At 52.6% G+C, this 22,696-nt stretch carries 18 protein-coding genes and 1 tRNA gene; 8 read left to right on the top strand and 11 right to left on the bottom strand.

Going from position 1 to position 22,696, the window contains the following annotated elements; translation table 11 throughout:
- Positions 1-296 precede the first annotated feature (296 nt).
- Entirely contained in the window at positions 297-959 is a 663-nt protein-coding gene (locus HOL66_01285; GenBank protein ID MBT5242857.1) for a transporter substrate-binding domain-containing protein, read from the top strand.
- Positions 960-966: 7 nt separating this feature from the next.
- Positions 967-3,255 carry a PAS domain S-box protein gene (locus HOL66_01280; protein MBT5242856.1) on the top strand — a complete coding sequence of 763 codons (2,289 nt, stop codon included), beginning with the start codon at positions 967-969 and terminating at the stop codon, positions 3,253-3,255.
- Between the two features lie 503 nt (positions 3,256-3,758).
- On the opposite strand, the gene HOL66_01275 is transcribed toward HOL66_01280, so the two are convergent.
- A complete protein-coding gene (locus tag HOL66_01275; protein MBT5242855.1) occupies positions 3,759-4,097 on the bottom strand; it encodes a hypothetical protein in 339 nt (112 codons plus the stop codon).
- Positions 4,098-4,300: 203 nt separating this feature from the next.
- On the opposite strand from HOL66_01275, the gene argC reads away from it, so the two are divergent.
- Positions 4,301-5,248: an N-acetyl-gamma-glutamyl-phosphate reductase gene (gene argC, locus HOL66_01270; protein ID MBT5242854.1), complete on the top strand. Its 948-nt coding sequence runs from the start codon at positions 4,301-4,303 to the stop codon at positions 5,246-5,248.
- An 18-nt stretch (positions 5,249-5,266) separates the two neighbouring features.
- Positions 5,267-7,309, top strand: a complete 2,043-nt coding sequence (locus tag HOL66_01265; protein ID MBT5242853.1) for an NADH:flavin oxidoreductase — start codon at positions 5,267-5,269, stop codon at positions 7,307-7,309.
- Here HOL66_01265 and HOL66_01260 read toward each other — a convergent pair.
- Positions 7,304-8,869, bottom strand: a complete 1,566-nt coding sequence (locus tag HOL66_01260; protein ID MBT5242852.1) for an alkaline phosphatase family protein — start codon at positions 8,867-8,869, stop codon at positions 7,304-7,306. The genes HOL66_01265 and HOL66_01260 overlap by 6 nt on opposite strands.
- Before the next feature lie 128 nt (positions 8,870-8,997).
- A complete protein-coding gene (parE, locus tag HOL66_01255) occupies positions 8,998-11,058 on the bottom strand; it encodes a DNA topoisomerase IV subunit B (GenBank protein MBT5242851.1) in 2,061 nt (686 codons plus the stop codon).
- Positions 11,059-11,180: 122 nt separating this feature from the next.
- Here parE and yciA point away from each other — a divergent pair, with 122 nt between their 5' ends.
- Positions 11,181-11,585, top strand: coding sequence for an acyl-CoA thioester hydrolase YciA (yciA, locus tag HOL66_01250; GenBank protein ID MBT5242850.1), 405 nt, complete (start codon positions 11,181-11,183; stop codon positions 11,583-11,585).
- Between the two features lie 317 nt (positions 11,586-11,902).
- Positions 11,903-12,271, top strand: a complete 369-nt coding sequence (locus HOL66_01245) for a hypothetical protein (protein ID MBT5242849.1) — start codon at positions 11,903-11,905, stop codon at positions 12,269-12,271.
- A 12-nt stretch (positions 12,272-12,283) separates the two neighbouring features.
- On the opposite strand, the gene HOL66_01240 is transcribed toward HOL66_01245, so the two are convergent.
- The 8 genes from HOL66_01240 to HOL66_01205 form a co-directional block, all read right to left on the bottom strand.
- Positions 12,284-13,255 (bottom strand): dipeptide ABC transporter ATP-binding protein, encoded by a 972-nt coding sequence (locus HOL66_01240; GenBank protein ID MBT5242848.1) that lies wholly within the window; start codon positions 13,253-13,255, stop codon positions 12,284-12,286.
- The gene (locus HOL66_01235; GenBank protein MBT5242847.1) at positions 13,252-14,208 is read right to left on the bottom strand and encodes an ABC transporter ATP-binding protein; all 957 of its coding nucleotides are present in this window, start codon (positions 14,206-14,208) and stop codon (positions 13,252-13,254) included. The genes HOL66_01240 and HOL66_01235 overlap by 4 nt, the downstream gene beginning before the upstream one ends.
- A complete protein-coding gene (locus HOL66_01230) occupies positions 14,205-15,113 on the bottom strand; it encodes an ABC transporter permease subunit (GenBank protein MBT5242846.1) in 909 nt (302 codons plus the stop codon). The genes HOL66_01235 and HOL66_01230 overlap by 4 nt, the downstream gene beginning before the upstream one ends.
- On the bottom strand, positions 15,110-16,093 hold the full coding sequence (locus HOL66_01225) for an ABC transporter permease subunit (GenBank protein MBT5242845.1): 984 nt from the start codon (positions 16,091-16,093) through the stop codon (positions 15,110-15,112). The genes HOL66_01230 and HOL66_01225 overlap by 4 nt, the downstream gene beginning before the upstream one ends.
- A 197-nt stretch (positions 16,094-16,290) precedes the next feature.
- Entirely contained in the window at positions 16,291-17,868 is a 1,578-nt protein-coding gene (locus HOL66_01220) for an ABC transporter substrate-binding protein (GenBank protein MBT5242844.1), read from the bottom strand.
- A gap of 235 nt (positions 17,869-18,103) precedes the next feature.
- The gene (locus HOL66_01215; protein MBT5242843.1) at positions 18,104-18,910 is read right to left on the bottom strand and encodes an MBL fold metallo-hydrolase; all 807 of its coding nucleotides are present in this window, start codon (positions 18,908-18,910) and stop codon (positions 18,104-18,106) included.
- A 237-nt stretch (positions 18,911-19,147) separates the two neighbouring features.
- The gene (glnA, locus tag HOL66_01210; protein MBT5242842.1) at positions 19,148-20,569 is read right to left on the bottom strand and encodes a type I glutamate--ammonia ligase; all 1,422 of its coding nucleotides are present in this window, start codon (positions 20,567-20,569) and stop codon (positions 19,148-19,150) included.
- Positions 20,570-20,624: 55 nt separating this feature from the next.
- Entirely contained in the window at positions 20,625-20,963 is a 339-nt protein-coding gene (locus HOL66_01205; protein ID MBT5242841.1) for a P-II family nitrogen regulator, read from the bottom strand.
- A gap of 262 nt (positions 20,964-21,225) precedes the next feature.
- Here HOL66_01205 and HOL66_01200 point away from each other — a divergent pair, with 262 nt between their 5' ends.
- Positions 21,226-22,386, top strand: a complete 1,161-nt coding sequence (locus tag HOL66_01200) for an aminotransferase (GenBank protein MBT5242840.1) — start codon at positions 21,226-21,228, stop codon at positions 22,384-22,386.
- 50 nt (positions 22,387-22,436) lie between these two features.
- A tRNA-His gene (locus tag HOL66_01195) sits at positions 22,437-22,513 on the top strand.
- Positions 22,514-22,696 lie beyond the last annotated feature (183 nt).

Genomic DNA, 22,696 nt, shown 5'->3' with positions numbered 1-22,696 from the left:
TTTCCTAGTTTTTTAATTTCTGATTTCGGCAATCATGTGTAAATCGTGTGGAAATTGAGTGTAGATTTTTTTAATTGTATGTCCGCTTTCGGGGGTAAAGCGGACCAAAACCGTCGCCAAGACCAATGTCCGCTAATAGCCAAAAGCGGACATTCCAATAAAATAGAACTATTCCATTTCAAAGCGTTTATGGGTACTCTCGATTTATAAATAATGAGAGTCAAAATATGAGAAGAGGACTGCTGTTCGTATTGTCAGTGTTATCAGTATTCACCGGATATACACCGGGATACACAATGGACAAAATTGTCCTTAACACGGGTATTCGTGACCCTTTTACGACCAGTAACCAGACAGGGTTTATAGACCTTATAGTCCAAGAAGCATTCCGCCGGATTGGTATTGATGCCAAGGTGATCGTTTATCAAAATTCTGCCAAATCATTAGTAAATGCAAATATCGGAATTGATGACGGAGCAGCGCTTCGCATTCAGGGATTGGAAAAGAAATTCCCAAATTTAGTGCGCGTACCCGAAAAGCTTATGGACAATGATTTTGTCGTATATTCCATCAACAAAATCATTGTTTCGGACAATTGGGACACCATGGATGAAGCAAGAATCGCTTACATTAAAGGTTGGCAAATATTCCAAAACAATCTGAGAGATCATAAGTCCACAATCCAAACTAAAAATGCACAGCAGATGTTCGATCTAATGACCGCAGGAGAAGTGGACTTCATACTCTATGAGCGCTGGCAAGGGTTGTGGCGTGCTCGGCAAATGGAAATAACTATTCAAGCTTCCGAACCGCCCTTGGCGAAGCAGGAAATGTTCATGTATCTGAACAAAAAACATGCGGGATTGATTGCAAAGGCGGCGGCCAGCTTGTCAGAAATGAAAAGCGACGGCACATATCAAAACATCTTCGACAAGACATTGGGGCATTTGACCAAATAGGAGAAAAATGGCTTCGCCTAACGGTAACCAAGATCAGACTACTAAAAAACATAGGGTATCTTCCACGCATCCTTTGCTCATCGCATTGATAAGCATAGTAGTCGTCATCGTGGCCGTTTTTTATGTGCGTGGTTGGGAGAACGAGAAATTACTGAAAGATTTTAACTTTTCGGCAAATACTTATCGACAACTTTTAGAGGGCCGACTTAGAGACATTATTATTGAACTTGATTCTGCCAAACGCTTTTACCAAGGGTCGAAGTTTGTTGATCGAGCAGAATTTTCTTCTTTCATCAGCAAAGCAATTTCCAAATCAGATGAAATCGTATCTATTTCTTGGGTTCCTCGAATATCCGGCGACCAGCGACGAATATTGGAGACATCAAAATGGATAGGAGGGTTGAACGGGCGATCAATTCATGATCCTGACCCCGTAAATCCGAACAGACACGATAAACCGTCTCCTCCGAGGGCCATCCACTTTCCTATTTTGTATGCTGAACCAGGAAACAAAATGGATGAGTGGATTGGCTTTGATTTGGCCTCAAATCCAACAATTTTAACTCTGCTCGAGCAAGCTCGTGATGAAGATGTAATTGTGCCGATCACGCATATATCGTCTCCGCATCTACTGACTGGTAGAAACGCAAATAGGGAATCATTTGTTATCCTTATTCAACCGGTTTATCGATCCAATGGCCCCCTGCAAACAATTAAACAAAGGCGCGATAGACACCTTGGTTTTCTTATTCTTCAATACGATATTGGTATCGCTCTTGAAACGGCAATCTCAAACTCAGAGCCAATTGGTCTCGATATTTATATCGTTGATGTTGAGGCCGAAGATGGAAACGAAATTGTTTTTCATCACCGCTCCCGTTTAGTTAGAACCGGTGCCCCACTTACATTTTCTGAACTTTGGGAAATTCCGGAATTCATCCATACATCGTCATTAAACGTTTCTGGTCGTCAGTGGAAATTAATGACGGTGCCGTTGGCGCTGTATTATGTGAACCACCAACAATATCAATCATGGGGGGTTCTTGCTTTTGGTTTAGCCCTGAGTTCGCTTTTTTCCTACGTGATGTTCTCTAATTATAGCCGGACCGCCGTTATTAGAGAAACAGTGAGGTCTCAGACAAAGGAACTTTCCAGAACAAACGAAGCACTACAATACGAGGCTGAACAGAGAAAGTCTCAATTACGAGAATTGGATTTTCAGAAGTTTGCTCTCGATGAGCACGCTATCGTCAGCATAACTGATGTCAGGGGTAACATTATATATGCCAACGAAAAGTTCTGTGAAATTAGTGAGTATTCACTTGAGGAACTTGATAGGAAAAATCACCGCATAATTAAATCTGACGAGCATCCACCCGAATTTTATGCAGACATGTGGAAAACCATTTCACATGGAAAGGTCTGGCAAGGAGAGATCAAGAACTCAAAGAAAAATGGGGGGCATTACTGGGTCATGTCCACCATCGTGCCATCCTTGGATGAAAAGGGAAAACCGTTTCAGTATATTTCCATTCGCACGGATATTACCGAACGCAAAGATGCAGAGATAAAGGCTATGACAGCTAGCCGAACGAAATCCGAACTTATGGCTAATATGAGTCATGAACTTCGCACCCCATTAAATGCCATTATCGGTTTCTCCGATAGCATTAAGCAGGAAACTTTTGGTCCACTCGGTAATGATAAATATCGTGAGTATCTTGAAGACATTCACCAATCGGGACAACATCTCCTTGACCTCATCAATGACATTCTTGATGTCTCCGCCGTCGAAGCCGGTGCTTTGGAATTGCAGGAAGAGAACCTCATCCTTGCCGATGTTGCTGAAACTGCTGTCCACATAATCAGACCACGGACGGAAAAAGGAAAAGTGACAATCTCGTCCAAAATTGATCCTGAACTTCACTTGATTTACGCGGACGGGAGAAGGGTCAAGCAAATCCTTCTCAATCTGCTCAGCAATGCGGTCAAGTTTACGCCAAAGGCCGGTGAAGTCATCCTGAGTGCATGGTTTAATGATGACGGTTCACTGGCCGTCAGCGTTGCCGACACAGGTATAGGTATGAATGATGAAGATGTGACGAAGGCCCTTAGCACGTTCGGGCAAGTGGACAGTGGTCTTGATCGAAAACACGAGGGGACTGGTTTGGGGCTTCCTTTGACCAAAGGATTAATGGAATTACATGGTGGAACATTGGAAGTGAAGAGCGACAAAGGGAAAGGCACTATAGTAACCATAACTTTTCCTAGGGAGCGCGTTATCCAAAATATCTGAGCCGGGTCCAATACAGAAGTAATCCGCACACCAAAAACGTCTGGGCTACTCCCTCAAAACGGACATTAAATTCTAGAAATTGGAATTTCTATGGCACTCTGGAAGCAAAAAGAAGATTGGACTTACGAGTACTTCGATTTAGACGAAGACGTTTCCACTTTCATAGGCGCTGAGTCGTTTGTTGAGTTGTGGAACACAAAACGCGGAAACCGTCGAGTTCCAAGGTGGTCCGATTATGATTGGGATGATTTATTCCCGTGGTGGGGTTCTCTCGTAGTTTCAGATGTATTTTGGGAACCCTATGACTATCGGTACCGCCTGTATGGAACAAATGTAGTCAATAAAATTGGTATCATGTTCAGTACCGCTTTCCAGGCATTCGTATAAAGGATGGCGGGCATCCTCAATGCGGAAGTTTTCAAGATTTAACCAATTGATCAAACTCCAACCGTGGTCACCCCTAAGGGTGACCACCTGGCTGGAAAACCGGAACGGCGCTGCCATCAGTTTCCGGATTTTTTAAAGGCTGTTATCTGTTCGGACAAGAAATCGATGTCAGCAAGCATCTTGTTTTTGCTGCAGCTGCAGTTGTCTGTGCAGCCAAAACCAAATGATGCGACCGTTGGGTCAAATGACACACCCCGATCAGCCAGGACCTTGGCGACGGGCCGTCCCTTTTTAATTTCGGTAATACCAGGCGCTATATCCATGACCAGAGCTTTGATATCGCTAGGATCCTTTGCCCTGACTTTCTTGCCTTTAATCTTGGAGATGTATTTTTTTTCACGCGCCAGTAATTCAAGGGCAACGTCGAGTTCTGGATACTTGATTGGGTCAGACATGTTGTTCTCCCTCTGGAATATATTATTAGTTGAAATTAAAAATATAACACAATTAAAAGTATGCCAAAAAAAATGGTTTTTGGACAGGAAAATATTAAATTTGGCGATGCTTTGATCAGGCCGCTCAGACATTAGTTTTGAAATCATTGATTTGCTGCCGTTGGCCGTGCTACGCAAACCACTTGAAATGAAGGTTAATAGTGATGAGCGCGACAGTATTTATTGATGGCGAAGTTGGCACCACCGGCCTGCAGATCAGGGAGCGGCTGGGTAATCGCGCCGACCTTTCCTTCCTTAGCCTTGACGAGAATGAGCGTAAGGATTTGGGCAGGCGCGGCGACATGCTGAATGCCGCCGATATCGTCATCCTGTGCCTGCCCGACGAGGCGGCGCGTGAGGCCGTGGCGATGATCGAGAATTCGGATGTGCGGGTGATCGATGCCTCTTCGGCTCACCGTGTTACTGATGGCTGGGTTTACGGTATGCCTGAATACGGCCCCGGACAGGCTGAAAAGATCGCCGCCGCAAGCCGGGTGACGAACCCCGGTTGTTACGCCATTTCATCGGTGTCGATCCTGCACCCGCTGATCGCGGGAGGTATTGTTCCGGCCAGTCATCCTGTCACGATCAACGCCATTTCCGGATATTCCGGCGGCGGCAAGCAAATGATCGCCGATTTTGAGAATGCGGAAAACGGCGCTTATGCCAATACCCCGTTCAGGGTCTACGGCCTTGGCCTGGCTCACAAGCATGTGCCGGAAATTAAAGTAAGGAGCGGCCTCGATCGGCCGCCGCTGTTTGTTCCCAGCGTTGGTCATTTCCATCAGGGGATGATTGTCCAGGTGCCGTTGCAGCTCTGGGCTTTGCCGGGAAATGTCAGCGTCGGTGATATTCACGCGGCCCTCGAAGATCACTACGCCGGTCAGCGTTTCGTAAAGGTCAGGCCACTGGCCGAAACCGCTGATATGAGCGGCCTTGAACCGGAGGCACTTAATGGCACCAACGAGTTGCACCTGCATGTCTTTGGCAACGCCGAAACCGGACAGGCCGTGGTTATGGGCCTGATCGATAACCTGGGCAAAGGCGCATCGGGACAGGCGGTTCAGAACCTCAATTTAATGATCGGTGCGGATCCTGATACCGGGCTTTAGGGAAAAGGCGGCTAACCCATGACAAGTAAAGATGTTTTGCTGCAGCCCTATACCCTGAAGAACCTGACCTTCAAGAACCGTATTATGTCGAGCGCCCATGAACCGGCCTATTCGGAAGACGGCATGCCGAAGGATCGCTACCGGCTCTATCATCTTGAAAAGGCCCGCGGCGGCATCGGCCTGAACATGACCGCCGGGTCGGCTATCGTTTCGCCGGACTCTCCTGCCGCCTTTGGCAACCTTCATGCCTATAAAGATGAAATCGTCCCGTGGCTCAAATCCATGGTTGATGATTGCCACGAGTTGGGTACGGCGATGATGATTCAGCTCACCCACCTTGGCAGACGAACCAACTGGAACAAGGCCGACTGGCTGCCGGTGCTGGCGCCATCACCGGTTCGCGAACCGGCCCACCGGGCGTTTCCCAAACAGGCCGAAGACTGGGACCTTGAACGTATCGCCGCAGATTATGGAAGTGCTGCCGCGCGTATGCAGGGAGCCGGAATGGACGGCATCGAAATTGAAGCCTACGGCCACTTTATGGACGGTTTTTGGTCTCCAGCGACGAACAGGCGCGACGATGATCTGAATGGCCCCCTTGAAAACCGGCTTAAATTCACCCACCGGGTGCTGGGTTCCATCCGCGACGCCGTCGGCCCCGACTTCATCGTTGGCGTACGCATGGTCGCAGACGAGAACTGGGACAAGGGATTGAGCAAGGATGAAGGGGTCAGGATCGCTCAGGCCCTGGTCGCGGCGGGGCAGGTCGATTTTCTCAACATCATTCGCGGTCATATTGAAACTGACGCCGCGCTTTCCGAAGTCATTCCGGTTATGGGCATGGCCTCGGCCCCGCACCTTGATTTTGCGGGCGAGGTTCGCGCCAAAACCGCATTCCCGGTTTTTCATGCCGCTAAAATATCCGATGTGGCGACGGCCCGTCACGCTATTGCCGAGGGCAAGGTCGATATGGTCGGCATGACCCGGGCGCATATTGCCGACCCGCACATCACCGCTAAAGTGGCGGCAGGGCAGGAGGACGACATCCGCCCCTGCGTCGGCGCCACCTATTGCCTGGACCGAATTTATGAGGGTCACGAGGCGTTGTGCATTCACAATCCGGCAACTGGCCGCGAAGAGACCATGCCCCATACAGTCATGGCTTCCAGTGGCCCCAAACAAAAATGTGTCATCATCGGGGCCGGCCCTGCTGGATTGGAAGCCGCGCGGGTGCTGGGCTTGCGGGGGCATCAGGTGGTTGTTTTTGAGGCTGCCGACAATCCCGGCGGTCAGGTGCTGCTGGCGGCGCAATCAAAAAGACGGCGGGAACTGGTCGGTATCATCGACTGGCGGGTTGCCCAATGTGAAAAGCTGGACGTTTCTATCCGTACCAACACCTGGGCCGAGGCCCCTGATGTGCTCGCCGAAAATCCCGATGTTGTCATTATCGCCACCGGCGGAATGCCTAATACGGAATTCCTTGAAGCGGGTGATGATCTTGCCGTGACAACCTGGGATATCATTTCGGGAGCTGTCAAACCGGCGGAAAACGTCTTGCTGTTTGACGATAACGGCGGACAGGCTGGCTTACAGGCGGCGGAATTCATCGCCGAGGCTGGCTCAAAGTTGGAAATCTTCACCCCGGAGCGTTTTTTTGCCCCTGATGTCGGCGGCCTTAATCATGTGCCATATGCTCAATGTTTCGAGAAACACGATGTCACCATTACCCTCAATCAAAGGCTGACCTCAATTCGCCGTGACGGGAACGGGCTGGTCGCGGTGATCGGCAGCGATTATTCCGATCTTGTCCGTGAGCAACGTATTGATCAGGTGGTTGTCGAACACGGCACCTTGCCCCTGGACGAGCTCTATTTCGACTTGAAGGAAAACGCCGTTAACCGGGGCGCGGTCGATTACGACGCCCTGATCGCAAACAAGCCGCAAACCCTGATCAGCAACCCAGGCGGGGCCTACCGGTTGCTGCGCATCGGCGACGCGGTTGCCAGTCGCAACATCCACGCCGCCATCTATGACGCGCTCAGGCTGTGCAAGGACCTATGACGAGCTGCAGGCGCTGATCACCTTGCTGTAAGGGGGTGGTTTGGCGCCTTTGCCGGTTTCCTCCAGGTGCCATTTTGCAATCAGGTTGTGGGCGTTGAATTGTTCAATGCTAAGCCAGTTTCTGGATCCGACGAGACCACAGTCGGCGCCTCGAAAGTTCAGCAATTCGGCCGTGATATCCCTGTCGACGACCTCATTTTCATTCATCAGTTTATTCATGGCCCAAACGACGATGCCCGGTGGCGGTGGATGGACAATGGCCGATGAGGTCAACTGGTTCATGACATTGGAATTTTTGACACTATTCGTGCCTTCGCGCATGGATTTGATGGCCCCGACAGCGGCGACGTGAACATCACCCGAAAGGAAGGTGACACGTGTCTTTTTGGCGCGCGAGAAGGATAACAGGTTTCTGATCATATCCAGGCGTTCAATTTTATGGGGATGGCTATGCCAGTGGTCGCGCAGGTCGTCTTCCAGTTCTTGCTGGCCGGGAATGGCGTTGAGAATACTTTCCAACTTTGAGAAATCCATATGAACAACCGGGATTGAGGACATGATGAACAAATGCTTGGCATCATCTTCACCTAGATTATCCAACCATTCCTGGAATCCTCCCCACGCGGCTTTGCTCATGACGCAATCGTTAGTGCGCTCGCTACGCATATCGAAAACGGCAAAAGCCATGTCACCGGCGATTTGAGCGAAAGAAAAGTTATTGTCGCCACCAACCAGCCATGATGGGCGCTCGGCCTCAGCCAATTGCATCTGGAAGGTGCGGAAATTATCACGAGCGCTGGCGAAGATACCCTGATAAACGGCACAATTATTGACTTCATCCGGGTACGAACCCCAGCCATCGAAAATGTCGTGATCATCCCACATCATCATCGTTGGAATGCTGGCCAGCATTTGCGCCGGTTCTTCCTGGCTCCATCGATCACAGTAAAGGTTGAAATAGAAATCCTCGACCCTTTCTTGCATGATCTTGGTGAATGATAATTTGATCCTGTCATTCTGGGGTTTATTGACCCAGTCGTAGATGGGTTTGCATTCCTTTTCCTGCCAGATGGAGTCGGCGTAGACCTGATCACCGCCCATGAGCAGCAAACTGAAGGGCAGGTCGCCGGTGCCATCGCCACTTTCAAGAAAATCAATTGCAAGGTTGTGCCGTTCAGACATGTCAGTCCACAAAGCATTGCGGGATTTGACGGTTTTCATGTATTTGGGATCGGAAAATCCGTTGCAAGACGCATAGGCTATATGTGGATTGATGCCCTTTGCCGGTACCCAAAATTCCCATTTTTGTTGCAACCCGGCAAGCATGTATTGAACTTTTGTCGGTTGATTTGATTGTTTGATGAGCATGTCGAAGCGCCAGACTTGACGCCCTTTATGTTCCTTCAAGAATGTTTTTTGGGTTGCTTCCCTGCTTTCGTTGTTGCCGTAATGCAGCATTCCCGGGTCTACATCTGATACGAAAAGAGCGGAAACAGTCCATTCGCCTTTAACCTTATCCTCGCCTCGAAAACTGAGAATTGGCCCCATAATAATAGCCATAAAAACCTCCCAAGATTGTATAAACTTTTAAACTGATAAATCTTAGGGTGTATTGATGCATAAAAGCAAACGCGCCTAATCAAAAAGCGCGCTGCTAAGATGACTGCCGTCAGGCGAGGCTTGTCTGGTCAGACGTCAAGATCTTCGGCGAATTGGGCGTTTTCCTGGATGAACTGGAAGCGTTTTTCCGGTTTTTTGCCCATCAGGTCCTCGACCAGCCGGTTGGTTTTGCGGCGTTCGATCTTGTCGTCATCGGAATGATCCGGCGGCATGGTGACCCGCAGCAGGGTTCGTTTGCTGGCGTCCATGGTTGTATCCTTAAGTTGTTTGGCGGGCATTTCACCCAAGCCCTTAAAGCGGCTGACTTCGACTTTGCCGCGACCGTTGAAGACTTTTTCCATCAGCTCATCCTTGTGGGCATCGTCGCGGGCGTACTCGCTTTTCGAGCCTTGGGTGAGTCTGTAAAGCGGTGGCAGCGCTAGAAAAAGGTGACCTTCTTCAATTAGTTCCGGCATTTCCTTAAAGAAGAATGTCATGAGCAGGGAAGCGATGTGCGCGCCGTCAACATCGGCGTCGGTCATGATAATGATCTTCTCGTAACGCAATGCGCCCTCGTCGTATTTATCACGGGTGCCGCAACCCAGAGCCTCGGTCATGTCGCGCAATTCCTGGTTGGCGTTGATCTTCTCGTCAGTGGCGCTGGCGACGTTCAGGGTCTTGCCGCGCAGGGGCAGGATGGCCTGTGTTTTGCGATCGCGGCCCTGCTTGGCCGAGCCACCGGCTGAATCACCTTCGACCAGGAACAGTTCGGTACCGGCGGCTGTTTTCGATGTGCAATCCGTCAATTTGCCGGGCAACCGCAACTTGCGGGTGGCGCTGGCGCGCTTGGTTTCCCTGGCCGAGCGTTTGCGTAAACGTTCGTCGGCCCGCTCGATAACCCGCTCAAGAAGTGCCTTAGCGCTTTCCGGGTCGCCCGTCAGCCAGTGGTCGAAATGGTCACGAACGGCATTTTCAACCAGCTTCTGGGCTTCGACGGTTGACAGTTTTTCCTTGGTCTGGCCCTGGAACTGGGGATCGGTGATGAACACGGACAGCATGATACAGGCCCCGCCCAGCACATCATCGGCGGTGATTTTTGATGCCTGACGGTTGGAGACAAGCTCGCCATAGGCCTTAAGGCCTTTGGTGATAGCGCCGCGCATTCCGTTTTCATGGGTGCCGCCAAGCGGTGTCGGCACCGTGTTGCAATAGGAATTGAAGTAGTCATGCTCGTCAATTGGCCAGGCAATGGCCCATTCGGCCTTGCCGCCGCTACCGTTGAGCTTGGCTTCGCCTGAAAAGGTTGCCGGGGTCAGGGTTTTACGGTTGTCCAGGGTTCCGGCCAGATAATCGGCCAATCCACCGGGGAAATGCAGGGTTGCGGACGACGGTGGGGCGTCATCGCCCTTCAACAGTTTTTCGGCACACGACCAGCGAATTTCGACGCCGCGGAACAGGTAAGCCTTTGATCTGGCCATGCGAAAAACGGTTTCCGGGCGAAACCGCGGACGCGGGCCAAAAATATGCGGGTCGGGATGGAAGGCAATGGTCGTCCCACGCCGGTTGGAAACCTTGCCGGCATTGGTCAGTGGGCTCTGGGGGACGCCGCAGGAATAGCTTTGTGTCCACAAGGTCTTGTCGCGGGCGACTTCGACGGACAGCCTGTCAGAAAGGGCGTTGACCACCGAAAGACCGACGCCGTGCAGGCCACCGGAGGTCTCGTAGGATTTGCCGGAAAACTTGCCGCCGGAATGCAGGGTCGTCAGAATCACCTCAAGGGCCGACTTGTCTTTGAATTTAGGGTGCGAGTCGACGGGAATGCCGCGGCCGTTGTCGCCAATGGTAACGGTGAAATCTTCCGCCAGATCGATGGTGATATGGCTGGCGTGCCCGGCCACCGCCTCGTCCATGGAGTTGTCGAGGACTTCGGCAACCAGATGGTGCATGGCGTGCTCGTCCGTACCGCCGATATACATACCGGGGCGCAGGCGCACAGGTTCCAGGCCTTCCAGGACCTCAATATCCTTGGCTGAATAGGCGCCGCCGTCTTTGGGCTTCTTCACTTTTGTGCTTGTGCCCGTTTTCGGTGGTTGGGCCGGGGGTGGTGTTTTGGCCACCTTGGTCTCCACTGCTTCAAATAAATCGGCCATAATCGCGTTCAAATCGTCCCAGGAAAGTTAAAATTCAGCGTCGTAGCTCTATCTTATAACCCCATGATAGAGTATAAATCCACAAAATGATGACAAGATATTGTGTATAGCAGGAGAACCCGATGAGCAAGGATTCGACGGACCAAACGGAAAATAATCACGGAACCTTGTCGATCAGGACCCTGGCGATGCCTGCGGACACCAACCCTGCGGGTGATATTTTTGGCGGCTGGCTGATGTCCCAAATGGATATTGCCGGTGGTATTGCCGCCCATGCCCGGGCTAAAGGGCGGGTTGCTACAGTCGGTATCGAAGCCATGACCTTCCACCGCCCGGTCAAGGTCGGTGATGTGGTCTGTTGCTATACGGATATTATCAGGGTCGGCAGAACCTCGATGACGATTTCTGTGGAAGTGTGGACCCTGAAAGCCCGCGACCCTTCCGAAAAGGTCAAAGTCACCGAAGGCCTCTACACATACGTCGCCCTTGACGAAGAGGGCAACAAGCGGTCGCTTCCCGAAGCCTGAAGTAAAATTTATATCAACAACAGCCACAAGTACCCGGCGGCGCAGAGGCTGCTCAGGGCTGAGAATTCTTTGGCGAATCCATTATCGAAGGCTGATTTTTCACTGTTTTGACTGAACATGGTTCTGGTTCCGTTTCTTTGTTTCGTTGTTCGTGATCAGAGTTATAATATAAAGAGAACAAAATGGCAACATTAATATTTAAGCAGTTGAAAAATAACAAAACATGAAATTGAGTTAAGTGTTGCTCACGGGACTTTGATTAGGCATGAGAGGGCGCACTGTTTAGGTTGCATTTAGTGAAATGGGGAGAACCTGAAATGCGCCTGATTTTGATAACGCTGGCTTTATCCATTCTTATTTCCGGCAAAAGCTTTGCCGACGAGGTCCGTATCGTCGATGTCGAGGCGCACCGGCAACAGGACGGGCGCTACAGTTTTTCCGTCACCCTCAAACATGCCGACAATGGCTGGGATCATTACGCCGACAGGTGGCAAGTATTGGATCCGCAAGGGGAAGTGCTTGGGGACCGCGTGTTGATGCATCCCCACGTCAACGAACAACCCTTTACACGCGGCTTGTCAGGGGTCCGGATTCCTGCGGGATTAAAGGTTGTCTCGGTTCGCGCCCATGACAAGGTTCATGGAAACGGGCCCAAATTATTCGAGATTTCCCTACCGGGCCGGTAACCCGGATATGCTCTAAATATCACGCCAGTAATGACAGGCGGCTTCGTGACCGGGCGCGATGTCTTCAATCGCCGGGACACTTTCGGCGCATTTATCACCAACATGGGGGCAGCGCGGGTGGAACGGGCAACCACTTGGCGGATCAATGGGCGAGGGCAACTCACCCGTCAGTTTGATGCGTTCCTTGGCGGCAAGCGGGTCGGCCTTGGGGGTCGCTGACAACAGCGCCCGCGTATAGGGGTGGCGTGGGTTGTTGAAGATATCGTCGCGGCTACCCTTTTCCACCGGATGGCCCAGATACATGACCATGATTTCGTCTGCGACATGGCGCACGACGCTTAAGTCATGGGAGATGAACATATAGGCCAGATCGAACTCGTTTTGCAGGTCGGTGAGCAGATTGAGCACCTGTGCCTGGATTGACACATCCAGTGCCGACACCGGTTCATCAAGAATAACAATACGGGGGTTAAGCATCAGGGCGCGGGCGACGGCGATCCGTTGGCGCTGACCGCCAGAGAACATGTGCGGATAGCGACTGTATTGTTCGGGTCTCAAGCCGACCTTCTCCATCATCGCCTGGGCCGCCTGGCGGCGTTCTGCGGCGTTCATGGAGGTGTTGATCTTTAAGGGTTCTTCCAAAATGGCGCCAACCTTCTTGCGCGGGTTGAGTGAGGAATAGGGGTCCTGGAAAACGATTTGCACGGTACGGCGCAATTCGGCCCGTTTATCAGAGGCTGTATCGAGAACATTGACGCCGTCGATCAGCAAGCGCCCGCCAGTTGGCTCCTCAATCATCGTCAACAGGCGGGCAAGTGTTGACTTGCCGCAACCGGACTCGCCAACAACGGCGAATGTCTTTCCTTGTTCCATGGTAAAATCGACACCGTCGAGGGCCTTTACCAGGGCGGTTTTTCCAAACATGCCCTGGCCGATCAGGTAATGGCGGGTTAGTCCTTCGGCTTGCAGAATAGGGCCACTCATTGGACGTCACCCGACAGTGGCGTGTGGCAGCGCACACCATCAATGACCGGCGGCGGTGTTGTCCGGCACAGGTCCGTGACGTGGGTGCAGCGCGGGTTGAACAGGCAGCCTTCAGGAAAATCTCCTTGCCCCGGAACGACGCCTGGGATTGATGGCAAATAATCGCCTTTGCTGCGTTCGGGCAGGGCTTCGAGAAGGGCAGAGGTGTAGGGATGTCGGGGATTGGTGAACAGGCCTTTGATATCCTGCTGCTCGACTTGCTGGCCAGCGTACTGGACCGAAACCCTGTGGGCCGTTTCGGCGACGACGCCCATGTCGTGGGTGATCAAAATCAACGCCATGTTATGCTTCGATTGAAGTTCGACCAGCAAATCCAGTATCTGCGCCTGAATGGTCACATCCAGCGCCGTCGTCGGTTCGTCGGCAATTAACAAGCGCGGATTGCAGGCAATGGCTATGGCAATCATGACGCGCTGGTTCATGCCACCTGACAATTGATGGGGAAAGGCCGACAGTCGTTTTTCGGGTTCGGGGATCCCCACCTGATCGAGCAGTTCGGCGGCCCGGCGGTGGTGTTCGGCGTTGTCGCCCCCGACATGGATTTTCAGGCTTTCCTTGATTTGAAAACCGATGGTGAAACAGGGGTTGAGCGAGGTTCCCGGCTCCTGAAAAATCATCGCCATGTCCTTGCCGATGATAGTGCGGCGTTCGGCGTCACCGATCGTCTTCAGGTCGCGACCATCGAAGGCGAGACGGTCGGCGGTGACGTTCGCCGTCCACGGCAGCAGACCCATCAGTGCCAGCATGGCGACGCTTTTGCCGGATCCTGACTCACCGACAATGGCGAGGACTTCGCCGCCATCAACAGTCAGGGAGACGCCGTCAACAGCCCGGAACAAGCCGGACGCTGTTTGGAAATCAACACTCAGATTTTCGATTTCAAGCAAACTCATGAGCGTTTCAACTTCGGATCAAGGGCGTCACGCAAGCCATCACCCATCAGGTTAATGGCCAGCACGGCAAGCAGGATGGCGAGGCCCGGGAAGGTAACTGTCCACGGGGCGCTTAACATCAGGTCACGGTTTTCAGCGATAAGTGTGCCCCATTCAGGCGTCGGCGGTTGCGCACCCATGCCAAGGAAGCCAAGGGCAGCAGTATCAAGGATGGCGGTCGAGAAGCTCAACGTCGCCTGTACAATCAGTGGCGCCATGCAGTTGGGCAGCACCGCCAGCACCATGATCCGAATCTGTCCGGCCCCGGCGACCCGGCTGGCGATAACATAATCGCGGCTTGTTTCAGTTATCGCCGAAGCCCTGGTCAGGCGGACAAAATAAGGCATGTAGGTAATGGAAATGGCAATCATTGCATTGATTAAACCTGGTCCTAAAATGGCGACAAGAACCAATGCCATCAACAAACCCGGAACCGCCAGGATGGTGTCCATAACGCGCATGATGACGGTTTCGACCCAGCCCCGGAAACTGGCGGCAATCAGGCCGATAATAATTCCGGCGCTGAGGCACAGGATGACGACGATGCCACCGGCCACCAATGACAGGCGCGAGCCGTGAATGATCCGCGACAACATATCGCGTCCGGCATAATCGGTGCCCAGCAGGAAGCGGCTGGATCCACCCTCGACCCAGAACGGCGGAACCTCGAAGAATTCCCGATATTGTTCACTGGGCTCGTGGGGGGCGATCTGGTCTGCAAAGATGGCAACCAGAATAATACCGATCATAAACAGCAACCCGATTACTGCCGCCTTGCTTTCAGAAAAATAGTACCAGAACTCAGCCAGTTGGCTGGTTGGTACGTTCGATGAGTTGGCGGTGGCCTGGGCGGTATTCTCAGTCATCGGTTATGCCGAATTCGCGGATTGATCAGGCCGTATAGAACATCAACGATCATATTGACCGTCATGATGCACATGGCGATCAGCACCAGGCCGCCCTGCACGGCGAAATAATCACGGCTGAAGACCGAAAAGATGATCCACTTGCCGATCCCCGGCCAACTGAAGATGGTTTCGGTAAGAAGGGCACCCGCCAACAACACGCCAACCTGCAGGCCGATGACGGTAACCACCGTAATCAAGGCATTGCGAAGGGCATGCAGGCCAACCACCCTGAGCGGCGATAGTCCCTTGGCCCTGGCCGTTCTGACATAATCCTCGCCAAGAACTTCGAGCATGGCCGAGCGGGTCTGGCGGGCGATAATCGCCAGCGGAATGGTGCCCAGCACAATACTGGGCAAAATAAGGTGATGCAGGGCCGAGGTGAAAGCGCCTTCTTCGTCACCGAGCAAGCTATCGATGATCAAAAAGCCGGTGACCGGCTCAACATCATACAGGAAAGACAGGCGGCCGGAGACCGGCGTGAGCCCCAGCATACCGCTGAACAGGATAATCAGCAGTAATCCCCACCAGAAGATGGGCATGGAATAACCAACCAGGCTGACACTCATGATACCCTGATCGAAGATAGATCCGCGTTTGACGGCGGCAAACAATCCGGCGGGTAAACCGAAGATCAAGGCGAAGAGCATGGCGAACAGGCCCAGTTCCATGGTTGCCGGGAACAGTTCCATAAATTCATCGAGAACCGGACGGTTGGTCAGGATTGAGGTGCCAAAATCGCCATGCAAAATACCCCCGATATAGTCGAAATATTGTTCCCACAGGGGCTTGTCGAGACCGAATTGGATCAACATCTCGGTATATTTTTCAGCAGAAATTGTCCGCTCGCCTGAAAGGGCGAGGACCGGGTCACCCGGCAGTGCACGGATGAAGCCGAAGGCAACCAAAGTGACGCCGAAGAAAATCGGCACCAGGATCATCAGGCGTCTAAAAAGGAATGAAAGCAAAAAACGTTGTTCCGTAAAAAGAACTGGCGGGAAGTAAGAGCAACCTGCGTTTAAAAAACGCAGAGAAGTTGCTCGATTTGTAAATAACGATCAAATGATCTGCATTAAAGTGAGTTCACTTTATGCAGTTTGATCTACTTCCCGCCAGCTTTGTTTTTAGATGTTCAGATCTACTTCAGGTCCACATATTTGAAGATATGGCTTCCAAGTGGATGGATTTTGAAGCCAACAACTTCCTTGCGCACCGGCCGGAACTGAACCGAATGGGCAATTGTGAACCACGGTGCTTCGCGCTTGAAGACAACCTGGGCCTGTTCGTACAACTTGGTACGTTCGGCCTGATCCGAAGTCAGCTTGGCGTCGCGAAGAAGCTTGTCAAATCGTGTGTTGCACCAGCGTGCAGCGTTTGATTTGGCGGCTTCGCAACCAAGCAGAACGAACATGAAGTTATCCGGATCACCATTATCACCGGTCCAGCCCAACATGGCCGTGCCGTGTTCACCAGCGCGGATACGCTTACGATACTCGCCCCATTCGTAGGAGACGATCTTGGCAGTGACACCAATCTTGGCCCAGTCAGCCTGTACCAGTTCGGCAATACGACGGGCGTTGGGGTTATACGGACGCGCAACGGGCATGGCCCAGATATCCGTATCCAGACCCGCCGCGCCGGCTTCGGCAAGAAGCGCCTTGGCGGCTTTGGGGTCGTAAGGATAATCGACAACGGCGTCGTTATAGGACCACATGGTCGGCGGGATCGGGTTCTTAGCGGCAGAACCGGCGCCCTTGTAAACAACATCCAGAATGGCTTGTTTGTTGATGGCCATGCTTAAAGCGCGACGGACACGTACATCATCAAACGGTGCGCGTTCGGCGTTAAAGGCAATGTAACCAACATTCAGGCCTTCCTGGCTGAGCAGGTTGATGTCTTTGTCCTTTTTCATGGATGCGATATCTGCCGGGTTTGGATAAGGCATGATGTGGCATTCGCCAGCTTTCAATTTTTGATAGCGGACTTGCGCATCAACGGTGATGGCAAACACCAGTTTGTCGATCTTCGGCTTGCCTTCCCAATATTGATCGAAGGCTTTGAAGCGGACAAAAGCGTCCTTTTTATAGGAAACGAACTCGAAAGGACCGGTGCCGATGGGATCGTTATCGACGCGTTCCTTGTCGCCTGAAGCCATTTTGTCGGCGTACTCAGCCGAAAGAATGGAGGCAAAGTCCATTGCCAGGTTAGACACGAACGGTGCATCCGGCGAGTTCAGGGTGATTTTGACTGTATAATCATCGATTTTATCGATGGACGCCAGGGCTGTGCCCATATCCATCCAGCCAAAATACAGGTATTTGCCGCCTGATACGCCATTGTAAGGGTGATCTTCTTTCCACTGGCGATTGAAGCTAAACAGAACATCATCGGCATTGAAATCACGGGTTGGTGTGAAATTCTTGTTGCTATGCCATTTGACGCCTTTGCGCAGCTTGAAGGTGTAGCTTAAGCCATCGGGAGTCGCCGACCAGGATTCAGCAAGACCGGGGACAACCTTGGTTGTTCCGGGTTCAAACTCAACAAGGCGGTTGTAGATGGGTTGAGCCGAAGCATCGAAATCGGTACCGGCGGAATGCAGGCTTGGGTTAAAGCCGCCGGGGCTGCCTTCCGAACAGAAGACAAGGGTTTTTGCTTGGGCAACACTGGCCGTGCCAAGGACAAGACCAAGGGTTGCTCCTATCAAGAGCTTTTTCAATTGAGGATCCTCCACAAATCATCCGGCCGTTTTTTTCGTTTTTATTAAAGCAAGTCCCGATCAGGAATGCCGGTGGCCGGTTCCCAGCGCGCCTGAAAATAGTCCCAGAACTTAACTTTCATGGTGCTTGGAAAAGAGTATTGCGCCGCACCTTGCGGGTGTCAAATGGAAGCATAAACAAAAGTGTAAAAACAAATGGGCCACCGCTTGCCGGGCGGCTGGTTTTGGCTTTTTACTAGAAGTCAAATTCCAGTTGCATATAGGCTTCCTGGGCGTTGCGCCGGGCCAGTTGATCGAAGTTCAGGAGGTATTTGAAGGCGTCCTGATCGATGGCGATTCCATCGGCTATTTCACCGCCGTTCTCAAGGACTGTCAAAACCCGCTTATTGAGGTTGACCAGATAGTCGTAAGTGTCGGCCTTGGCGCGCTCCAGCGTTGAAGGGTTGCCGTGGCCGGGAACAATGTGCAGGGGTTTCAATGCGGCCATCGCTTCAAAGGCCGGTATCCAGTTTTTGACATCGCTCATTGCGCCGACGCCCAGCATCCGTTCCAGATAGACCATGTCGCCGGTAAAGGCGACGCGGCTTTCGGGCAACCAGATAACGGCGTCACCGGGCGTATGAGCCCCACCGGTTGCGATAAGTTCCATTTGTACGCCGCCAAAGTCCAGGGAAAGAGATTCCTCGAAAGTCTCATCGGCGTAGACGGCCTGGGTTCCCTCAACGCCTTCTTTGCCGACAAGAAACTCCAAACCTTGAAGCTGTCCGTTGGCGCGTTCCTGATGGTCCTCGACAGCGGCGCTTGACGCGATGATGCGGGCGCCGCGTTCCTTGAAATAACCGTTGCCAAGCCAGCGATGATCCTGGCCGCCTGAATTGATGACGATTTTAACCGGTTTGTCGGTGACGGTTTTAATGACAGCCGCCAGCTTTGCAGCCCCTTTATAGGTGCCACCCGGATCAATCAGCACCGCGCCCGCGTCCGTCACAATCAAGCCGAATGTCGCATTGTTGCCAAGGTTTTCAGGCGACCGCTGAACCATCTCGCCGACAATGGCGTAGACGTTGGTCGTGACCTGCTTGACCTCAAGCCCGGCGGCCTGGGCGTTAAAGGACAGAAGGACGAGAAGGGCGGCAAGGGCTGATTTAAAAATGGCGCAAACTCCGACAGGGGGGCAATATAAGAATTATCTGATATTGGCCGGACAATAACAAGCACCAACAAAAAAGGGCCGCTTCTTATCGAAGCGACCCTTTCAACTTGTCTATTCAGCTTTGTCCTAGCTCGAATAATACATCTGCCATTCGACCGGATGGGGGGTGTGTTCGAAGTTATAGACTTCTTCCCATTTCAGTTCGATGTAGGCGTCGATCATGTCGTCGGTGAAGACGTCACCCTTTTTCAGGTAATCGCGATCGGCGACCAGGGCTTCAAGGGCTTCACGAAGCGAGCCGCAAACGGTCGGCACATCAGCCAGTTCTTCAGGCGGCAGATCGTAGAGGTTCTTGTCCATGGCGTCGCCGGGGTGGATTTTGTTCTCAATCCCGTCAAGGCCAGCCATCAGCATCGCCGAGAACGCCAGGTAGGGGTTGGCGACCGGGTCCGGGAAGCGAATTTCGACGCGCTTGCCCTTGGGGTTGGTGGCGAAGGGAATACGGCAACTGGCCGAACGGTTACGGGCCGAATAGGCCAGCAGCACCGGTGCTTCAAAGCCCGGGATCAGGCGCTTGTAGCTGTTGGTCGACGGGTTGGTGAAGGCGTTCAGCGACTTGGCGTGCTTGATGATGCCGCCAATGTAGTAAAGCGCCGTATCGGACAGGTCCGCATAGCCTGATCCGGCAAAGGTCGGCTTGCCGTCTTTCCAGATCGACTGGTGGGTGTGCATACCGGAGCCATTGTCGCCAGCGACCGGCTTGGGCATGAACGTCGCCGTTTTGCCGTAGGTGTGGGCGACCATGTGGGTGCAGTACTTGTAGACCTGAACGTTATCGGCGGTTTTAATCATTTCATCAAAAGTCATGCCCAACTCGTGCTGAGACGGCGCCACTTCGTGGTGGTGCTTGTCCATGCCGAGACCCATTTCCCGCATCACGGTGACCATTTCGGCGCGCAGGTCGTGGGAGGCATCAACCGGCGGAACCGGGAAGTAGCCGCCCTTGACGGGGGGACGGTGGCCGGAATTGCCTTCATCGAGTATTTTGCCGGTGACGTATGGGCCTTCTTCGGAATCGAATTCAAAGAAGCAACGGTTCATCTGGACATCGTAGCGCACGTCATCGAAGACGAAGAATTCAGGCTCGGCACCGATAAAGACCGTGTCGCCAATGCCGGTTGAACCCAGGTAGGCCTTCGCCTTTTTGGCGACGGAGCGGGGGTCGCGTCCGTAAGGTTGACCGGTCGAGGGTTCCATGATGTCACAGAACAGGATCATCATCGGCTGGGCCGCGAACGGGTCCATGACGGCGGTCGTGGCGTCGGGGATCAGCGACATATCGGATTCGTTGATGGCCTTCCAGCCGGCGATGGATGAGCCATCGAACATGACGCCATCATCGAAGGCGTCATCATCAATGAAGTCAGCGCACATGGTTAAGTGCTGCCATTTGCCACGCGGGTCGGTGAAACGAAGGTCGACATACGGAATGTCGTTTTCCTTGAGAAACTTCTGAACGTCGGCGGGGGTTTTGCAATTACATGACATAGGCTTGTGATCCTTTTATTGAAAGTCGGTATCGAAAGGTTTTGATGAAGTGATGTTAAATGGCTTCCGTGCCACGTTCGCCGGTGCGCACGCGAATGGCTTCTTCGACCGGAATGATGAAAATCTTGCCATCGCCAATACGTCCGGTATGGGCTGATTGCTGGATGGCCTCTACGGCGCGTTCGACAAGGCCGTCGTCAATGACCAGTTCGATCTTCACTTTCGGCAGAAAATCGACGACGTATTCGGCGCCGCGATAAAGCTCGGTATGGCCTTTCTGGCGGCCAAACCCCTTGGCTTCGAGAACCGTAATGCCCTGCAAGCCGATTTCGTGCAGGGCTTCTTTGACCTCATCGAGTTTGAAGGGTTTGATGATGGCTTCAATTTTTTTCATAAGGTTTTGCCTTTTAATTCCTGGTGGCCCTTGTGATCGGACCGCAGCATGTCTTTTCGTATCTATGCGCATAAAAGCACAAGCCGTGCCAACCCGCGAGTCTTCTCTGGCAGCCCTTGTGGATAAAGGCTTTGGCGGTTTTTGATGCAAATAAAAAGGGCCTTCGTTAACGCGTTAATTGCACAATAAACAGGCAATTGCCTAAATATTGACGGCTAAAAAATGGGTGCACCCGTGGCCGCTGTGCTTTAGACAGAAGGGCATGAAACAGACAAATTCAATCATGTCCAGTTATGGCACCACCGTCTTCACGGTGATGAGCCAGCTTGCCACCGACCATGGCGCCATCAACCTGGGGCAGGGCTTTCCCGATCAGGACGGCCCGGCCGATATTCGCGAGGTTGCCGCAAGAGCGATGATTGATGGCCCCAACCAGTATCCGCCGATGATGGGAATGGTTGAATTGCGCCAGGCCGTGGCCACGGCTAACAAGCGTTTTTACGATCTTGATGTGGATTGGCAAAGCCAGGTGATGGTGACGTCGGGGGCGACCGAGGCGATAGCCGATTGTTTGCTGGGTCTGATTAATCCGGGCGACGAAGTGGTGATGATCGAACCGCTCTACGACTGCTATCTGCCGATGGTGCAGCGCGCCGGCGGGATTGCCAAACTGGCCCGGATCGAGCCGCCTGACTGGACCTTGCCGCGCCAGCAGTTGGAAGAGGCTTTTTCCGACAAAACCAAGCTGATCTTACTCAATTCTCCTCATAACCCAGCCGGTAAAGTGTTCGATGCCGACGAGCTGGCCTTCATTGCCGCACTGGTTGAAAAGCACGACGCCTATGCGGTTTGTGATGAAGTCTACGAGCATCTGCTGTTTGATGGCCGCAAGCACATTCCGCTGATGACCCTGCCGGGCATGGCCGAACGCTGTTTGCGGATCGGCTCGGCGGGCAAGACCTTCTCGCTGACCGGCTGGAAGATCGGCTACATCACCGGCGATCCGGCGCTTATTTCGACCATTGCCAAGACCCACCAGTTCAACACCTTCACGACACCGCCGGGAACCCAGCTGGCGGCGGCTTTCGGCCTTGCCAAGGGGGATGACTATTTCACCGGCCTCGCCGCCGACCTACAGGCCAGGCGCGACCAGCTGAGCAAGGGTCTTCAGAGCATCGGTTTTGAGACCATGGAAAGTGAAGGCACCTATTTTCTGACCGTTGATTTCCGGCCACTTGGCTTCAACGGCGACGATGTTGAATTCTGCCGTCATATCACGACGGAGGCAGGGGTTGCTGCGGTGCCGGTCAGCGCCTTTTACAGCCAAGCCGACGTTGATCATTTCGCGCGTTTCTGTTTCTGCAAGGGCGAAGCGCTGCTCGATCAGGCGCTTGAGAAGCTTTCTGCCCATTTTTCAACCTGATCGCTTGACGGCGACGGGCAGGCGGACTACATAGTCGGCCTTGATTTGCGGTGGCTGTAGCTCAGTTGGTTAGAGCGCCTGGTTGTGGTCCAGGAGGCCGGGGGTTCAAATCCCCTCAGCCACCCCAATTTCCCCATCTATCGTGTGTTTTTAATGCACGGGTCTTTCTGGACATATGGATGAGCATCGTCTTTGCATACTGCGTATGCTGTTTTTCTCAGTCTTTACAGTTGGATTTGTAGCGTAACAAATCAGCGTCTGCTTTAGGGTGGAATAACGGACAAAATTATAGGTCCGGTTATGACCCTTA

This window comes from Rhodospirillaceae bacterium, assembly GCA_018662005.1.
Lineage (GTDB): Bacteria > Pseudomonadota > Alphaproteobacteria > Rhodospirillales > JABHCV01 > JACNJU01.
This window is presented reverse-complemented; position numbering and strand designations above follow the sequence as displayed.